The sequence below is a fragment of the Pelatocladus sp. genome, from assembly GCF_059505505.1.
In genome coordinates this window covers 1-18,406 of sequence record NZ_JCACKS010000023.1, presented here as the reverse complement: position 1 = coordinate 18,406, position 18,406 = coordinate 1, and the positions used below count along the sequence as shown (strand labels likewise).

Here is an 18,406-nt window from a genome sequence, read left to right as displayed (position 1 = left end):
ATCCCCTCCTTAAAAGATAGGGGTTCTCACGCTCCCGGACTTCTTTGATAGTTTTAGCGATCGCTAGTCTCGAACTGCAAGCGATCGCCTTCCTTTTCTATAAATTGGGCAAAGCAAACGCGGCTTTAATTCCAGCTTAACACTTTTGGGTAAGGGATCGGGGATCAGGGATTGGGGATTGGGAATGAATCAGTTATCAAATTAAACTGATCACTGTTAACTGTTAACTGATAACTGATTAGTTATCCCCCTTTCCCTTTCAAATACGCTAGGGTAGAAATTGACACTCAATTTTTAATTTCCTGTGTTGTACTTTCAACGTTCAGCTGTCTTTCTCAGTTTGGCAGTTTTACTCACTTCACTCACGGCCTGTGCCAATAGTAAAATTGGTAAAGGCCTTGAGGAGTCTCTGGCAGCAGATTCTCGGCTGAAAGATAATCCAGTAATTTTTGGTGCTAATCAAACGCCTAATAGCGATCGCCAAAATTCCAAGCCAACCACCCAACCAACAGTCCAGTTACCAGCTGATTTTCCCAAAGATATCCCCATCTATCCGAACGCCCAAATACAAGAAGTGTCTGCTGCAACTGACTCAGAGAACAAAGTATCAACTCGCTGGCTGAGTTCTGATCCTAGCAATTTTATCGCTAGCTTTTATCGTAGTCAGTTGCAAAATAAAAATTGGCAGATTTCCCAACAGCCAACTGATGATCAAAGCGGTACTTTTACCGCAACACAGGATAATTTACAACTGACGATTTCTATTAAACCTCAATCAGTCACTAACGCTGCACCCAATCAACCACAGACAGCTACCGAATTACTCATTGAGTACCAGCCAAACTCCAAAACTGTAGCTCAAGCTACCCCAACTCCTAGCAGTCAAATTACTAGTAGTGATACAGTTCCTCAACCAGGTGATCCGCAGTTCATCGGTCCTGTACAACCAGAAGGCTCAGTCAGTCAACCAAATAATACATTTAATACTAATAACTCTACATCAACAGTAATATCTGATACTCAAGAATTTAGTGACTTAAACAAAGCACCCCAAGAATTGCAAAAATACATTCAAGATGTCGCTCGTTTAGGTGTTTTGTCTGTAGAGTCTGAAGGTACGAAAAATAATTCTACTAATACAACTAATCTGTTTGAACCTAACAAAAATATCAGCCGTCGAGAATATGCTCGTTGGCTGGTGGCTGCTAATAATGCTATGTATGCCAATATTCCATCTAAACAGATTCGCTTGGCATCAGAAAACGTGCAACCAGCTTTTAGTGATATACCAAAAACAGATCCAGATTTTCCAGCAATTCAAGGATTAGCTGAAAGTGGTTTATTTCCTAGTCTTTTGTCTGGTGATTCTACACAAGTTTTGTTTCGTCCTGATGCACCTTTGACACGCGAACAATTACTCGTATCCAAAGTTCCTTTAGATACTCGCCAAGCTTTACCTACTGCTAGTTTGAGTGCAGTCAGTCAGACTTGGGGTTTTCAGGATGCAGCAAAAATTGACCCCAAAGCATTACGGGCCATATTGGCTGATTTCCAAAATGGAGAACAATCAAACATCCGTCGCGTGTATGGCTATACAACACTTTTCCAACCAAAAAAACCAGTAACTCGTGCCGAAGCGGCAGCAGCATTGTGGTACTTTGGTACTCAAGGTGAGGGCGTATCAGCAACCGATGCTCTGAAATTAACGCGATCGCCCTAAATATAATTTAGTTAAATAAAAGTAGCAAAATAGTCATAATCAACCATAAAAATTTCTTATTTTTGTCAATAATAAAATCAATGAGTAAGAAATAGTAAAGATAAATATTTATAAGAATATCTGACTAACTCATGATACAATTTTTTCTAACTACGTAGTACTACGTAGTTTTTTTATTGATCAAACTTTTTTAAAAAATCAGAATATTTGAGCTAATTTGTCTAGACAAAACTAGTCTTTTTGCAAACTAAGCTATTAATGCAAGGACAAAATTAATATGAAAAAAGAACTCATAGCGGCAGGATTTTTGATTCTATCTTTTATGTCGCCGCTTAAATCTTTGGCTGCAACACATATTAGCAAAATTTACGTATTTGGTGATAGTCTTTCTGACCCTGGTAACTTATATAACGCTACCAAATCCACAATACCACCAAGTCCACCCTACTATGAAGGACGGCTTTCTAATGGCAAGGTGTGGGTAGAATATCTTGGAGATGAACTAGGATTGTCCCCAACTTTATTTACTGACTTAAAAAATAGCACTCCCAGTGAAGGTATTAATTATGCCTTTGCAGGAAGTAGTTCTGGTCTCGGTAACGCTTTAGTTCCAAAATCATTATTACCAGGAGTACTTGGACAAATTGGCTTATTTACCCGTTCCTTACGAGAAAGCAGTCAATCAGCTGATCCCGATGCACTTTATATTGTTTGGGGTGGTGGCAATGATTATGTATTTGGTAATGTGACTGATGTTAGTCAACCAATTGCAAATTTATCAAGATCAGTAGCGTTACTTGCCATAACAGGTGCTAAAAACATTATGGTAGCTAACTTGCCAGATTTAGGCAAACTTCCTTCCACATCAAATCAATCGAATTCCAGCCAATTAACTGCTTTAAGCCAACAACATAATATAGCATTAGCAGCTAGTTTAAAAACTTTGAGTACGATTCCTGGCGTTAATATTATTCCTGTTGATGTAAATTCCCTATTTATAAAACTGCAAACTTCTCCCAGCCAATTCGGCTTAACTAATGTTACCGATGCTTGTTTAATAGGCGACTTAGACGACATCGCCCAAGGAAATTTTAGTATATGTACTAATCAAGGCAAAAATCCAGATGAGTTTTTGTTTTGGGATGGTGTTCATCCAACTACACGCACCTACAGCATCTTAGCAGAAACAGCCCTCGATATGCTTGATGATCAACCTTTATCTACTACATCTTGGCAAAATCAGAAATTTGGTGATTTGCAGCTTGTAGGGTATTAGATTTATTCCAACAAATCTGGTTCTTGCCGGACAATCATTTCATACAAAGGTTGAAAACTAAACCAGCCCATATAATGAGAACCTACCTGGCTCTGTGCTATACTGGCATACTCATGTTTGATTGGCTCTGGTTTACCAGCTGCTTCTGCTAATAATTGAGCTTGACAAGTGTGTTCCATTGTGATAAACCACCATGCAGCCTCATCAACTGAATGACCTACTGTGAGCAAGCCGTGATTTTTGAGAATGACAGCTTTATTATTACCCAGAGTTTGAGCAATGCGTTTACCCTCTTCCAGTTCCAGAACCACACCAGTATAATCATCGAATAAGCTGTGATCTTCGTAGAACATGCAAGCATCTTGGGTAAGAGGGTCAAGCAAGCGACCCAGGCTAGACCAGCTTTTGCCATAGAGCGAGTGAGCATGAGCTGCTGCAACCACATCAGGACGAGCTACATGGACTTGGGAATGAATCGTAAAAGCCGCTTGATTGATGGGGCGATCGCCTACAATTACATCACCTCGGTAGTTAACTAAAATCAGGTCACTGACTCTAATTAAACCGAAGTGCATACCAAAAGGGTTGACCCAAAAGCAATCCAATTGTTCTGGATCACGAGCGGTAATATGACCTGCAATACCTTCATCAAAACCGAAACGAGAAAACAAGCGAAACGCCGCCGCTAGCCGTTGCTTACGATGTAGACGTTCTTCTTCAGGTGTAGAAAAAACTGGGGGTTGGGGAAGATTAGGTTTCTCGATAGAGATAGCTTGCATTTTGCCCACCTAATATTATGATTGTTTGGATTCAAAAGCTTATATACTCTGAGTATACTTATGTGGGATTACGACCACTTATTCAAAATAATTGCACAATTGGTCATGCACCACTCTCCTAGTGGTGTTGAAACAGAAATTAACCAATACTTGATGCAGAGATTTACAGACTTGGGAGTCAAAGCTTGGTGCGATCGCGCTGATAACATCATTGCCAAAATACCCGGTAAAAATCCTGATCGAGCGATCGCCATCACTGCTCACAAAGACGAAATTGGTGGAATCGTGAAAACCATAGGCGAACAAGGTAGAGTCGAAGTCCGCAAACTAGGTGGCGCATTTCCGTGGGTTTACGGTGAAGGTGTTGTCGATTTACTCGGAGATAATGCAACTATCAGTGGAATTCTCAGTTTTGGTTCGCGTCACGTTTCCCACGAATCACCACAAAAAATCCAGCAAGAAGATACTCCTGTGAAATGGGAAGATATTTGGATTGAAACAAAATGTACTACTGCCGAACTAGAATCAGCTGGCATTCGAGCGGGTACTAGAATGGTAATTGGTAAGCATCGCAAGCATCCAATTCGGCTAAAAGACCATATAGCAAGTTATACATTAGACAATAAAGCCTCTGTAGCAATTTTGTTAGCTCTAGCAGAAAAGATTACACAACCAGCAGTTGATGTATATTTGGTTGCATCAGCAAAAGAAGAAGTGGGAGCAATTGGGGCGCTTTACTTTACTCAAAATCAGTGCTTAGATGCCTTAATTGCCCTAGAGATTTGTCCCTTATCGTCAGAATACCCGATTGAAGACGGCAAAAGCCCTGTGATTTTGTCTCAGGATGCCTATGGAATCTATGATGAAACTCTAAATCGACAATTACACCAATCTGCTAAACAATTAAATATACCAGTGCAACTTGCTATCTTAAATGGTTTTGGTAGCGATGCTTCTATCGCTATGAAATTCGGCCATGTCGCCTGCGCAGCATGTTTAGCCTTCCCTACACAAAACACTCACGGCTACGAAATTGCTCACTTAGGAGCGATCGCCAACTGTATTGATTTGTTACAAGTCTTTTGTGAAACTCAATCACTTGTTGATTGTTAGTGGTTAGTGTTAATAACCAATTACCAATTACCAAAATTCTCTACAATAATCCCAGAGTGCTTGATAAAAGGTGTCAGCAAACAAATGCCTAAGACCGTCGCCGACGTAATGAGTCGTGACCCCATTGTAGTCCGACCCCAAACTCCTTTGAAGGAAGCTATCCAAATTCTGGCAGAACGACGCATCAGTGGTCTACCTGTTGTAGATGATGCCAGTAAATTGGTAGGTATTCTCTCGGAAACTGATTTAATGTGGCAAGAAACAGGAGTCACGCCTCCGGCGTATATTATGTTTCTTGATAGCGTGATCTATTTAAAAAACCCGGCTACATATGATCGTGATTTGCACAAAGCTTTGGGACAAACCGTCGGGGAAGTGATGAGTAAACACCCCATCACTGTTTCCCCTGATAAAAGCTTGAAAGAAGCAGCCAAAACCATGAGCGATCGCAGCGTTCACCGTTTACCAGTTCTTGACAGCGAGGGTCAAGTAATTGGTATTCTTACCCGTGGGGATGTCATTCGAGCAATGGCCGCAGGTCAAGATTAGTAATTAGTTCTTTGTCATTGGTCATTAGTTTTTTGACCAATAACAAATGACAACTGACAAATAACAAACTTTAAAAAAAGTGAGATAAATAAATGAGTGTTAATCCTGAATCTGTAAAACAGCTACTGATTTCTGAGGATTTGGGCGATCGCTTACGAGCAGTAAATCAAATTCGCGAACTAGAACCAACAATTGGTTTTGAGTTAATTAAAAATGCTATCAATGACAGTAATTCCCGTGTTCGCTACTCAGCAGTTAGCCAGTTTGATACGTTAGGTGGGCAAGATTTAGATTTATCTTTGAATCTATTACGCGATCGCTTGCTCAATGACCCAGAACCAGATGTGCAAGCAGCAGCAGCAGACTGTTTGGGTGCTTTGAAGCTAAAAGCAGCTTTTGAAGATTTGCAGCAGCTTTACGAAACAAGCAATGAATGGATCGTCAAGTTTAGCATTATCGCTACTTTAGGAGAATTGGGTGATCCGCGATCGTTTGACTTACTCCAACAGGCACTTTCCTCAGACAATGAATTAGTGCAAACTGCTGCAATTAGTTCTCTTGGCGACTTGGGAAATACACAAGCAATTCCACTTTTAGCTCCCTACGCTACAAATTTAGATTGGCAAATTCGCCATAGAGTTGCACAAGCTTTAGGTCGTCTTAAAGGAACAGAGGCCAAAAATATATTAGAAACATTGGCGAATGATGAAGTAGAAATTGTTGCAACAGAAGCACAAAAATCTTTAGAAAGTTTCTAAGGAGCAAAAAAGCTTGTGGACAGAGCCACCTCTGGCATGATTAGTTTCCTAATCATGGTAAGTGGACTGGATGAACCAAGAATCCCATCGGCTAAAGCAAGCGTAGGAGTATCAAAAAAGATTTGTCTTATACGTTTATCCTTCATAAATCAATCTATAAAATTTTTTAAATCAAGGGGTTTAATGCTATTCAAAATCTCTTGTTTTTGTAATTAAGTACTAATTATCTCAATATAAGTATCTTCAAAAACATTTAATTTCAGTATTTTTCCTAAAGTTTTTCTCAAAATAAAGAAGAAGTAAATGTTCTGATTTTAAGATGACAATTACTCAAATGCGGAAATAACATACGGATATGTTTCAGAACAAACACAAAAGTTTGTGTCTAATCTCCGAAATCATCCTTAGTTATTTCCAATAAATCATGCAAAACATCTCTGCTTTAACAAAAACACTGATAGCATTGTCTGTTGGTTTAGGTATTGCTGCTGCTACACCTTCAGCAAAAGCTGCTTCTCTAGTTCCTCAACAAGAAGGAGAAGTACAAACCAACCTCGGATGTCTTGATCCGAATCAGTGTATTAACACAACTTCACTAGGTTACACAGTCACAAGTTTAGATTACGATGGGGCTGGTGGTTATGGTCTTAGTCGATTATTTGTAGATAGCAGAAGCACTTCTAATACCTATGAAGGACAAGGTCTAAAAGTGAGTTTCGGAACAAAAGATGCAGGTACAAACCCAGCATTAAGCGAATATTGGTTCCGTCCTGTTGCAATTAAAGAAAGTGGTAATTTACCTGAAGGTGGTCAATTAGAAGTCGGTCGCTTCTTATTTAATTTTACTAAAGAAATGTCGGAAGTAAGTTTAGATTTTTTTGATGTGGAAGATTTAGGTACTGCGATCTTGCTAATAAATGGTCAATCAGTTAGCAATTTGAATGTACCTGCTGGAAAAAATAATAAAATTCAGTCATTGACTCTTCATAATGTCAAGTCTTTTGAAGTGCAATTGGGTAATGCTTATTCTAGCAAATTCAAGACAGGTGATGGTGTTGACCTCAAAGGAAATGTGGTTCCTAAGCCAGTACCAGAACCAGGAAATATTCTCGGTTTAGGTGCTTTGTTAGTAGTAAGCACATTCGGTTTGCGACAACGCAAAAAAACTGAATCATTAGCTTAGAACTTAGACCAATTCTCTGTAAAGCTGCACATTATTTTAACCCCTCCCAACCTCCCTTTCAAGGGTAGGGGTTTTGTATTCGGTCATTTTTTGACTATTTCAGCCGATTTAAAAATCCTGAAACAACCAAACCACGTTAAGCAATTGAGAATTTTATCAACTATTTTCGAGATTTTAAAACCCCTACCCTTGAAAGTCCCAACCTCCTCTTACCAAGGGGAGGTGCCGAAGGCGGTGGGGTTCTTTCTATTTCCATTACCCAACTCAACTAATAAGTTCATCAACCAAACCGGATTACTATAGTTATTAATACGTATATATCGTGTGATTTTACGGAGTAACATTAGGTTTTTATCTGCAAATCAAGAGAATGTAAAATATATTTTTTCTACTACCCACTTCAGCAAATTATCCATTAGCTTAGTGATGCAATCGCGATACTTAATCATTTTTGAGTGCGAATTTCATTTAAAAGTTGCAGAAGGGGAATCATGTATAAATTTAATTTTTTAGCCACAATGATGGGAACAGCTTTGGGTTTGGGCGTAATTGCTGGTGCGCCTGCTGCTCATGCTGGTTCTCTCATTCCCACACAAGAAGGTGAGATTAAGACTAATCTTGGTTGTCTTGATCCAACTAAATGTCTTAATACAACTTCACTAGGTTACACAGTCACAAGTTTAGATTTTGATGGAGCTGGTGGATATGGTGCTAGTCGATTATTTGTGGATGATAGAGCCACTTCTAACATCTATCAAGGACAAGGTTTAAAAGTTAGTTTCGGAACAAAAGATGCAGGTACAAATACAGGAATTAACGAATACTGGTTACGTCCTGTAGCCATTACAGAAAGTGGTAAGTTACCTGAAAATGGTCAATTAGAAGTTGGTCGCTTCTTGTTTGAATTCACAAATCTAATGTCGGAAATAACTCTAGATTTTTTTGATGTGGAAGATATCGGTACTGGCGTTTTATTAATTAATGGCAAGTCAGTTGACAATATGATGTTGAAAGCTGGAAAGAATAACAATATTCAGGCTTTGACTTTTTACGACGTTAAATCTTTTGAAGTGCAGTTGGGTAACGGTCATTCTCAAAAGTTTCCCAAGTATGGTGATGGCGTGAATTTATCTGGAATCAAGGGAGTACCAAAAGCTGTACCGGAAGCAGGAACAACCTTTGGCTTGGGTGCTTTGGCAATAGCAGGTATGTTTGGCTTACGGCAACGTAAAAAGATTTTACCAGTAGGCTAAAGGTGATACTGTTTTAGCTGCTGATGTCTTCAGCAGCTTTTATTAATTAAATACTTGTGGCCAAGTATTGACTAAGAAAAACACAACTGCTGCGATCGCTAACACTCCCTGAATTAAATTTCCCACGACTGTACCAACTACAATTCCCATACCAGCTTTTACTGCAATCACAAAATCTCTTCGGTAGATTAACTCACCGATGATCGCTCCTATTAGAGGGCCAAACAGTATTCCTAAGAGTGGCCCTCCCACAGGTAAAGCTGGTAACAATCCTAAAAACCCAGCAATTAAGCCAATAATTGCACCTATTTGTCCCCATTTACTAGCGCCTGCTTGTTTTGCACCCAAATAAGCAGCTAATAAATCTACGCCAATACTCAGAACTAAAACTATAGCTGTGACAATCAATGGCGCACTAATAGCAGCAAAAGAACCTTTTACAAATCCCCAAATAATAATAGCTATTAATATTAAACTAGCACCTGGCAAAGCTGGAACCACGGAGCCAATAATACCTACAACCATTAAGGCGATTAGTAATAAATAAACTATTTGCATAAATTTTTGTTGGTAATGGGTAATGGGTAATTGGTAATTGGTTAATTGGTTAATAGTTAATTATTTCCTTATACTCTTTACCCGATTGTCTCACTCAAGGTGACAGCTAACTTATCAGCAATCCCAGCGATCCAGTTTTCATCTTGTTTAGTATAGCTGCGAGGAGCATTTGCTCCTAAAATCAAAACGCCTTCTTTACCAATTGGTTGACAAATGATTCCTTGAGTATTTTCTGGCAAATAATCAAATTCAATTCTTCCTGGATAGACTTTTAACGCAACTAAGTACACAGGCTGTTGTTTTTCCTGCACTCTTTTTAAAATTGGCCCTGGTGTTACTTCTAATTTTGTGCCTAAAATTCCTCGTCGCAATAAAACTTTACCTTGATAAAAAACTACAAGCGATCGCGTGACTGTATTAGTCAATAATAAATGCGATGCCCAGGCAAGTTCTGTTTTGATTGTCTGGGGTAAATCAGGAGCAAGTACAAAACCTTCTTCTCCAATTAGTTCTACTGCATCAGGCGATCGCGGTTGTACTTGCTGCCAAAGTAAACCCGTTAAAATCAATACCCCACTCAGAATGACACCCAAGACATCTGCACGAGCTTGATACTGTGTGATTTCTGGTGTCAGCAAACGGTTAGTTAACAAAAGTACAGCGCCTAACCCCCCCACCACAATGGGTAGACGCCGCAAAATACGGTTCGGATCGGATTTAGCCATGCTTGATCAATGCTGAAAAGTCAACACTCAAGAGTCAAAAGTCATTCTCCTTGTCTCCCTTCCCTAGAAACTTACTCTTCTCCCGGTTCTATAATCCGTTGAAAAAGATAACCAGTACCTCTGGCTGTCAAAATCAATTCTGGGTTACTAGGATCATCCTCTAATTTTGCCCGCAGACGAGAAATATGTACGTCCACTACACGGGTATCTACATGGCGTTCTGGTGTATACCCCCAAACCTCCTGCAAAATTTCTGAACGAGAGAAAGCCTCTCCAGAACGGCTCACTAGCAGTTCTAGCAAGCTAAATTCCATACCTGTCAAGCGAATACGCTCATCACCTTTGTAGACTTGTCGCTTGTTGGTATCAATTTTGATATTTCCAACATGGATCACTCCAGAGCTGGGAATACCAGAAGCACTGTTTTTATCTACCCGTCGCAGTACTGAACGGATTCGAGCTTCGAGTTCTTTTGGTGAAAAAGGTTTAACTACGTAATCATCAGCACCTAGCTCAAGACCAGTAATCCGGTCAGCAACGTCCCCCAGTGCTGTTAACATAATTATTGGGACATCTGATTCCTTACGCAATTCTTGACAAACGCCATAGCCATCGAGCTTAGGCATCATCACATCCAAAACTACCAAATCAGGGTCAGTCTTGCGGAAAGTATCCAAAGCTTCTTCGCCGTCGCCAGCAGTTACAACATCATAACCAATCATCGAAAGCCGAGTTTCTAAAATTCGGCGAATGCTGGCTTCGTCATCCACGACCAGAATTTTTTCTTTATGACTTTCCAAGCTAATCAACGCTCCTTAACTAAAAATTTTCATGATTAATTTTTCATACCATAATATTAAGATATCATTCCAATCATTACGTTGGAAAAAGCTGTAACTACTTCTATGATTGGATTTTTGTTTTTCTGAAGAATTAAGAAAAAATTAAGATTATTTAATAATATTAAGAATGCCAAAGCCGAAAACTTATTACGTTTGTAACCAATGTGGTGCAGAATCTCCACAATGGTTTGGTAAGTGTCCATCTTGCGGCACATATAATTCCTTAGAAGAAGAAATTGCCATCCAGTCCTCAACCGATATTCCAAGTCGGGGGGGGAATAATTGGCGTTCTCAGCAAGGAAATACTAAATCTGCTAAACCAGCCAAGCCACGATCTTCTTTGAGATTTGACCAAATTAGCGATCGCCAAGTCACACGGTGGCCTTCTGGTTATGGTGAACTAGATCGAGTCCTCGGCGGCGGTGTTGTTCCTGGTTCTATGGTATTAATTGGTGGTGATCCAGGAATAGGTAAATCTACGTTATTGTTACAAGTATCAAATGAGTTAGCGCAAAGATACCGTATCCTGTACGTTTCTGGAGAAGAATCGGGACAACAAGTTAAATTAAGAGCTTCCCGATTGGGTGTTACCAAACCACTCAACGTAGTTAGTAATGGCAATGGCAATGGTCATGAGCATAATGACACTAACAAGATTGAAGTAACCGAAGTAACCGAAGTAACCGAAGTAACCGAAGTAACGCAAATTGAAGGAAAATTTGCCGATTTATATGTATTACCAGAAACAGATTTAGAAGAAATACTGAAGGAAGTAGAATCTCTCAAACCCAATTTGACAGTAATTGACAGTATTCAAACAGTCTTTTTCCCTGCTCTGACCTCTGCGCCCGGTTCCGTAGCCCAGGTGAGGGAATGCACCGCCGCTTTGATGAAGGTGGCAAAGCATGAAGATATTACCATGTTGATTGTCGGACACGTCACCAAAGAAGGAGCGATCGCTGGGCCGAAAGTTTTAGAACACCTCGTAGATACGGTGTTATATTTTGAAGGCGATCGCTTTGCTTCCCATCGGTTATTACGGACAGTGAAAAACCGCTTTGGTGCTACCCATGAAATCGGCATTTTTGAAATGGTGGAACACGGTTTGCGGGAAGTTTCCAACCCCAGCGAACTATTTTTGGGCAACCGTGATGATCCGGGTCCTGGGACTGCGATTGTAGTTGCTTGCGAAGGTACACGCCCAATTGTTGTAGAGTTGCAAGCTTTGGTAAGTCCCACTAGCTACGCCTCACCCCGTCGTTCTACCACAGGCGTAGATTACAACCGCTTGGTGCAGATTTTGGCAGTATTAGAAAAACGGGTAGGGGTTCCCATGTCGAAACTTGATTCCTACGTTGCTTCTGCGGGTGGGTTGAACGTTGAAGAACCAGCCGTAGATTTGGGTGTAGCAATTGCGATTGTCGCTAGTTTCCGCGATCGCGTTGTCGATCCTGGAACTGTATTGATTGGTGAAGTCGGTTTAGGTGGACAAGTGCGCCCCGTGTCACAAATGGAATTGCGGTTAAAAGAAGCGGCGAAGTTAGGATTTAAGCGGGCGATCGTTCCGAAAGGGCAAAAGTTTCCCAGCTTGGATATTGAGATTTTGCCAGTTTCTAAAGTAATAGATGCAATCATTGCAGCAATACCACAGGCTTCGTTGGAGGATGAAGATTTAGAACCAGATGAGGAGTAACATCTTGCACCAGGCGACTAGAAGTCGCGGCTACACATACAAAACTCACTTAAAATGGGTTTAAAATCTTTAATTTTCCCCTAGTCTGCGTCGGTGGACTAGGTTTGTATAGCCGCGATTACTAACATCACAGGGGCTAGGTAGAAAATATGAGATAACCTGTTTCCAAGTCTTCTCCTGTAAGGAAAGAGGCTTTATTGATAAATGCGATCGCTCAGTCAGTAAACACTTGAATGAATAACACTCGCACCTATAAAAACTATATTTATATGACTTCTTCTCCCCTAATTCCTCAATCTGATCCTCCACTTCCTGCTTGGCAAACTCTACCAACAATGTATTCCCTATTATATTGTTTTTATTTGTTAGTGTGTGTAAAACAAAAAACGTCAAGTTCAAACAATATCTTTCCGTTTCTGTAACAACAGCGCCACAATTAAATAAACTAAGGTATGCACACCCAAAATTCCCCAATTTAGTCCCAAATTTTTCCAGGTTGCATTATAAACATCAGACTTTTCAAAAATATCTGCAAGAGAAGGTAAACCTGGTGCATTTTCTGGAACCATTGCATTTACATTTACTAAGGTTCCGTAAGCACCAATTGACCATCTACTAATTGTTAGCCATCCTAGTTTAGCTGCTAAACCTGTCATTTTAAATAGCACTCCTGAAAGAATGATTTGAGGAATCATAATCAAGGGAAGAATGCTATTTGCTTCGTTTTCTGTTTTGACTAGAGCAGATATCATTAAACTCAGGCTAACACTCGCCAGCAGGGTTAAAAAAGTAGTGATTCCTAAACCCAAAAACCAAGGTATGAGATTATATTCTGGAGATTTAAAACCGATTAATACAGCCGCAGTAATTAATAGAGTTTGTAGCAGCACTAAACTGGAACGAATTGCAACTTTAGAACCCAAATAGGGAATTAAACCCAAGTTAATCAGTCGTTCTCGCGCATAAATTGCTGCTTCTTTGACAATCTCTCTTACGGAACTAGAAAGCCCTACCCAAATTCCTATACAACTAAAGATGAAAAGTACCTTGAGTGCTAAAGGACCTTGGGTAATTTCTGCGGTGTTGAGTTTTTTGAGAGGTGTTTCGTCTCGTAATATCCAAGCTGTGAGAACGATCGCAATTGGCCCTGATACCGACGATAAAATTATACTCGTGCGATCCCGCGTTACTAATTGCAGATATCGCTGACTCAACAACACCAGTTGTGTAATTGGAGATATCCCCGTGTGAATGCGATCATCTGCTTTTGATGTACTATCTTTACCAGACTTTAACTGTGATTTTACGTACTTCTGGCATTCTGGCGACCTTTCGTATTTCTGCGACCAATGATCAATGGTTGATGCAACGTCTTTGGCATTACCACCTTGATCAAGTTTGATATAAATATCTGAAAAATACTTTAAGTCTTCTGAAGGCATTTCAAAAAAGCTCAATGCTTCTTTAGGAGGTCCAAAGTAACAAAGTTTACCACCTCTTCCCATGAAGACAATGCGATCGCACACTTCAATATTGGCTGTTGCATGGGTAACTAACACTACTGTGCGACCTTGATCTGCTAATTCTCGCAACAGACGCATCATTTCTTTATCTAAACCAGGGTCAAGGCCAGAAGTCGGTTCATCTAAAAAAAATAATTTCGGGTCAGCTAATAGTTCTACCCCAATACTGACACGTTTACGTTGCCCACCACTGAGATTATGTATAAAATTTGTCTTAACGTGAGTTAATTTAATTTGTTCTAAGGTGGTATCTACTACTTGCTGGATATTTGTATCGGGTGGAAGCCTAAGTTTGCAGGCATAGGCAAGTACTTCCTCTACTCGGAGATCGGGGTGTACAATATCATCTTGGGGAACGTAACCTAGTTGTGAACGATACATCGGCCAATTTTGCCGCAAGTTGTCCCCATTTAAGTAGACTGTACCCGAAGATACTGGTTCAATTCCTAACAAAGACTTCATCAAAGTAGACTTACCAGCACCGCTACCACCAACTAACGCTACCAACTGTCCTGGTTCAATCACCAAAGATACATCGTTGAGAATGATTTTTTCTCGTCTTTCTTTGTCTTTGACTTTACGTTGCAAGCGGTTGACATCAAGACGGATTTGACTACCACTGTCTAATAATTCTAGGCAATCTGGGCGATAAAGCAGGCTAAACGGCCCGATTTGAATTCTGCTTTGATCTACTAACTGAAAGCGTTTGGAAACTCGTTGACCATTGACAAAAGTACCGTTTGTACTTAAATCTTGGAGAAAATGTCCTCCTTGACCATCAGGATAAATTGTTGCATGAAGGCGGGAGACTGTAGGCGCATCCAACTGCATTGAAGAATAGCGATCTGGTTTAGGCGATCGCCCCAGTTGCACAGGCCAGTCCTTCAAGCCTTTTAAGATCAAGCGGCGGTTTGTGGGGATCGCTGCGGGAGCATCAACAGGGTTATAGTAAGTTAGCTGAATTCGGTTATGAGGAGATTGTCCGATTTCTAACTGCACGCTATTTTTTAATAAATAGCCACTAGCATCAATAGGTACTTTGTTCAAAAATATACCATTACGACTAGGATTAACCCCATCACCATCGTAGATTCGGTAATCTCCTCCTTCTTTGCGTAAAGTAGCTTGTTTTCTGGAGAAGACTTCCCAGCCGATTGGTACTTCTAAATCTGCCCATTCGCGACCACGCCCCAAGCGATGCTCATCTTTTTGGAGATAAAGCCGTAGGATTTGACCTTTATTATTCAGTTCCAAAAAAGGTTGAGGACTAACAAGCGTTGCTTGTTCAAAGCTCCCTGTCATGAAATTTATTATACCTATTCTCTGATTAAAGTCACACCCGTATCCTACAAGAATTATGGGTGATTTTCCGGATTGTTTTTGATAATTTATTCGTAATTTAACGGAATAAGCATAGATGTGAAGGTAGTTACTAGATAGTTGTTGTTCGTTGATTGTTCTAAACAACAAAATTCCTTTATTCCATCATGAGCAAAACCTAACCACATTAGTCAAGATATATTTTCAAATAGCAACATTTGTTGTAAAAAAGGTTAACTTTCTTGTGCGATCGCCTTTTACAAGGAGATAGAAGTAGAATCATTAAAATCAATTGCGCCTGATCATTTCTTACTGTTGTAACTAAGTTATGAAAATTAATATTTTTATTCAGCCACGTTTTTTAGTATTTTACCTAGTGGCATTAATAGGGATATTTGGATTCGGATGTGATTCCCAACCAAAAACAAACGAGAGTCCTGACAGACTGACTATCGGCGTGATTAGCTACGGTGAAGGAAAAATATCGCTCGACAAATATGATCGCTTTAAAGATTACATCGCATCACAAACGAAGTCAATTGTGGACTTGGAACCAGCTTACAACGAATTGCAAGCTATAGACCAGATTCACAACAAAAAATGGGAATTAGTATTTGCACCTCCAGGTTTAGCTGCGATCGCGATCGGTAGAGAACTTTACATTCCTTTATTTTCCATGGAAGGAGTTAGTAATAGACAACGTTCTTTATTGATTGTCCGAGATGATAAACCAATCAATAAAATCTCAGACTTGTCTAACAAAACAGTTGCTTTAGGAGAAATTGGTTCTGCTGCTGGCTACTATGTCCCTTTGTACGATCTCTACGGTTTAACTTTGGCTCAAATTCGTTTTGCTCCCACTCCTAAAACTGTACTTGAATGGATTGATAACGGAACAGTTGATGCTGGTGCTATATCAGAAAAAGATTTTGAGGTTTATCGTCGTAGTTTTAGTACAACTAAGTTTAGAACTTTACATACTAGTCGCTGGATTCCCTCCGGAGTGATGCTACTTTCGCCAACGGTAGATCGCAATCTCCAACAACAAATCCAAAAAACCATGAATAATGCACCTGCCGATATTGCCGCCGACGCAGGTTACATTCCTGCTGCTAAAATACCTAATTACCAGGAGTTTATTAAGTTAGTTGAAAAAGTTCAGCCTATAGAGCCAAAAGTAAAGCAAACACCTGCTGTTCTCATTCCAGAAACCTCTAACCCGAAAAAGTAATTTAGCAAGCAATTAACTCAATAGTTGCATATTACTTAATAAAATGTAATAAATTATTTGCATATTTTTTGAGCTTATACCTAATAGATAATTAGGGTGATAGCAATTTATAGAGGTTAAGAAAATTCTGAAACAGAAACTTATTTGCTTTTGCAGTAGTCATTTTATCTCAAAACTTCAATGTGTGTTCACCAAGCCTAAGACTGGAAGACCAAAACTTAAAAATATTCAAAAGCTTTATGTTTAGATAACTTTACTGGAAAAGTTTAGATTCATAGATATTCTGGATATCTTGTACGAAAACTCATAGGCTAGGAGTTGAAGTTATATATAACCAAATATATGTATAGGAAATCATTAGGAGTATCATGATATGTCTCAGCCCTCCTTAGTCAAACCAGAAATACCTTCAGGAACATTAATTGATAATCGTTACATCATCCAACAACTGCTAGGACAAGGGGGTTTGGGGCGAACTTACTTGGCGTTTGATACTCGTCGCTTTAATGAAGCTTGTGTCCTGAAAGAATTTGCGCCGATTGGGACAGGAGGAGGAGGAGGACTAGAAAAATGCCGCAATTTGTTCAAAAGAGAAGCAAAAATTCTGCATCAGCTAGAACATCCACAAATACCTCGTTTTTTGGCTTGTTTTGAAGGAGATGGCCGCTTATTTCTAGTACAAGAATTTGTTAATGGTAAAACTTACTCAGCCTTATTACGCGATCGCCAACTTCAAGGACAAACTTTTACTGAAGAAGAAGTCATTAAGTGGCTGAAAAACTTATTACCCATTTTAGAATACATCCATCAGCATCATATTATTCATAGGGATATTTCACCTGACAATATCATGTTACCTGAAGGTAATATTTTGCCTGTTTTAATTGACTTTGGAGTTGGAAAACAAATAGCTGATCTTCATGAAGTTACTAATGCCAACCAAGTGACCTTTGTAGGTAAAATGTCTTTGGTGGGGAAAGTGGGATACGCTCCCCGCGAACAAATCAGCCTAGGGTTGTGTTCTCCTAGTAGTGACCTCTATGCTTTGGGAGTCACAGCAGTTGTATTACTGACAGGTAAAGATCCATCCTTGCTAATGGATCAGTACAGCTTGGAGTGGAAATGGCGTTTTTACACTTATGTCAGCGATGGATTTGCTCAAATCCTAGATAAAATGCTGTCAGATACACCCAGATATAGATATCAAACATCTCAAGAAGTTTTAAGGGATCTTAAACTTTTAGGAAGTCCTCAAACAGCATCACCATCAACAATGTTTGATGTTCCTCCTACCATACTTACTCCCGATGCTCAAACAACTGTAACAACATCTCAACCTCAGTCTCCTAATCTAGATTTAGATGAAACGGTGCTGAGTAAACCGTCAAGTCAACAAACTTCTCGCCATCCACAAACTAATCAAAATCAACCAAATTTCCCATATCAACAAACTAATCAAAATCAACCCAATTACCAACACCTACAAACTAATCAAAATCCACCAAGTTTCCCATATCAACAAACTAATCAAAATCAACCCAATTACCAACACCTACAAACTAATCAAAATCCACCAAGTTTCCCATATCGACAAACTAATCACAATCAGCAACAAATAACTTCCCTCAACGCCACATTTATACAGCGTTGTCAAGATGCTTTGGCCTTCTATATTGGTCCGATCGCTAGCCTGATTGTAGAAGATACCTTAGCCGAAAATCCGCAAACGACACCTTACCAGTTTGTGGAACTCTTAGCAAGAGAAATACCAGAGTCAGAAGCTGCATTGGAATTTACTAGACGCTTATTCTCGTAGAAGTGAAGTATTTTCTATCAAAGAAGTCCGGGAGCGTGAGAACCCCTATCTTTTAAGGAGGGGATGA

General features: G+C 39.7%; 15 protein-coding genes. 10 read left to right on the top strand and 5 right to left on the bottom strand.

Features of this window, described 5'->3' with window-relative positions; all coding sequences use genetic code 11:
* The first annotated feature begins 304 nt into the window (after positions 1-304).
* Both AC5JMK_RS02660 and AC5JMK_RS02655 read left to right on the top strand, forming a co-directional pair.
* Positions 305-1,720, top strand: a complete 1,416-nt coding sequence (locus AC5JMK_RS02660) for an S-layer homology domain-containing protein (RefSeq protein ID WP_096676831.1) — start codon at positions 305-307, stop codon at positions 1,718-1,720.
* A 277-nt stretch (positions 1,721-1,997) separates the two neighbouring features.
* The gene (locus AC5JMK_RS02655) at positions 1,998-2,996 is read left to right on the top strand and encodes an SGNH/GDSL hydrolase family protein (RefSeq protein WP_096676832.1); all 999 of its coding nucleotides are present in this window, start codon (positions 1,998-2,000) and stop codon (positions 2,994-2,996) included.
* A gap of 2 nt (positions 2,997-2,998) precedes the next feature.
* Here the strand turns inward: AC5JMK_RS02655 and AC5JMK_RS02650 are convergent, their stop codons facing one another.
* Positions 2,999-3,775 (bottom strand): class II aldolase/adducin family protein, encoded by a 777-nt coding sequence (locus AC5JMK_RS02650; protein ID WP_495909335.1) that lies wholly within the window; start codon positions 3,773-3,775, stop codon positions 2,999-3,001.
* 60 nt (positions 3,776-3,835) lie between these two features.
* On the opposite strand from AC5JMK_RS02650, the gene AC5JMK_RS02645 reads away from it, so the two are divergent.
* The 5 genes from AC5JMK_RS02645 (at position 3,836) to AC5JMK_RS02625 (ending at position 8,631) form a co-directional block, all read left to right on the top strand.
* Positions 3,836-4,888, top strand: a complete 1,053-nt coding sequence (locus AC5JMK_RS02645) for a M42 family metallopeptidase (protein ID WP_495909334.1) — start codon at positions 3,836-3,838, stop codon at positions 4,886-4,888.
* Between the two features lie 84 nt (positions 4,889-4,972).
* The gene (locus AC5JMK_RS02640) at positions 4,973-5,437 is read left to right on the top strand and encodes a CBS domain-containing protein (protein ID WP_495909333.1); all 465 of its coding nucleotides are present in this window, start codon (positions 4,973-4,975) and stop codon (positions 5,435-5,437) included.
* Between the two features lie 92 nt (positions 5,438-5,529).
* Positions 5,530-6,195 carry a phycobilisome degradation protein NblB gene (nblB, locus tag AC5JMK_RS02635; protein WP_096676836.1) on the top strand — a complete coding sequence of 222 codons (666 nt, stop codon included), beginning with the start codon at positions 5,530-5,532 and terminating at the stop codon, positions 6,193-6,195.
* Positions 6,196-6,619: 424 nt separating this feature from the next.
* The gene (locus tag AC5JMK_RS02630) at positions 6,620-7,378 is read left to right on the top strand and encodes an LEVG family PEP-CTERM protein (RefSeq protein WP_495909332.1); all 759 of its coding nucleotides are present in this window, start codon (positions 6,620-6,622) and stop codon (positions 7,376-7,378) included.
* Positions 7,379-7,869: 491 nt separating this feature from the next.
* A complete protein-coding gene (locus AC5JMK_RS02625; protein WP_096676838.1) occupies positions 7,870-8,631 on the top strand; it encodes an LEVG family PEP-CTERM protein in 762 nt (253 codons plus the stop codon).
* A gap of 42 nt (positions 8,632-8,673) precedes the next feature.
* On the opposite strand, the gene AC5JMK_RS02620 is transcribed toward AC5JMK_RS02625, so the two are convergent.
* The 3 genes from AC5JMK_RS02620 to rpaB form a co-directional block, all read right to left on the bottom strand.
* The gene (locus tag AC5JMK_RS02620; protein WP_495909331.1) at positions 8,674-9,189 is read right to left on the bottom strand and encodes a DUF456 domain-containing protein; all 516 of its coding nucleotides are present in this window, start codon (positions 9,187-9,189) and stop codon (positions 8,674-8,676) included.
* A 77-nt stretch (positions 9,190-9,266) separates the two neighbouring features.
* Entirely contained in the window at positions 9,267-9,914 is a 648-nt protein-coding gene (locus AC5JMK_RS02615) for a cofactor assembly of complex C subunit B (protein ID WP_495909330.1), read from the bottom strand.
* 71 nt (positions 9,915-9,985) lie between these two features.
* Entirely contained in the window at positions 9,986-10,714 is a 729-nt protein-coding gene (gene rpaB / locus AC5JMK_RS02610; protein WP_026087249.1) for a response regulator transcription factor RpaB, read from the bottom strand.
* 169 nt (positions 10,715-10,883) lie between these two features.
* On the opposite strand from rpaB, the gene radA reads away from it, so the two are divergent.
* Entirely contained in the window at positions 10,884-12,449 is a 1,566-nt protein-coding gene (gene radA, locus AC5JMK_RS02605; RefSeq protein ID WP_495909329.1) for a DNA repair protein RadA, read from the top strand.
* A gap of 395 nt (positions 12,450-12,844) precedes the next feature.
* Here radA and AC5JMK_RS02600 read toward each other — a convergent pair whose 3' ends face one another.
* A complete protein-coding gene (locus tag AC5JMK_RS02600) occupies positions 12,845-15,274 on the bottom strand; it encodes an ATP-binding cassette domain-containing protein (protein ID WP_096676842.1) in 2,430 nt (809 codons plus the stop codon).
* Between the two features lie 346 nt (positions 15,275-15,620).
* Between AC5JMK_RS02600 and AC5JMK_RS02595 the strand changes: the two genes are divergently transcribed.
* Positions 15,621-16,523: a phosphate/phosphite/phosphonate ABC transporter substrate-binding protein gene (locus tag AC5JMK_RS02595; RefSeq protein WP_096676843.1), complete on the top strand. Its 903-nt coding sequence runs from the start codon at positions 15,621-15,623 to the stop codon at positions 16,521-16,523.
* Between the two features lie 373 nt (positions 16,524-16,896).
* Entirely contained in the window at positions 16,897-18,339 is a 1,443-nt protein-coding gene (locus AC5JMK_RS02590; protein ID WP_495909328.1) for a protein kinase domain-containing protein, read from the top strand.
* Positions 18,340-18,406 lie beyond the last annotated feature (67 nt).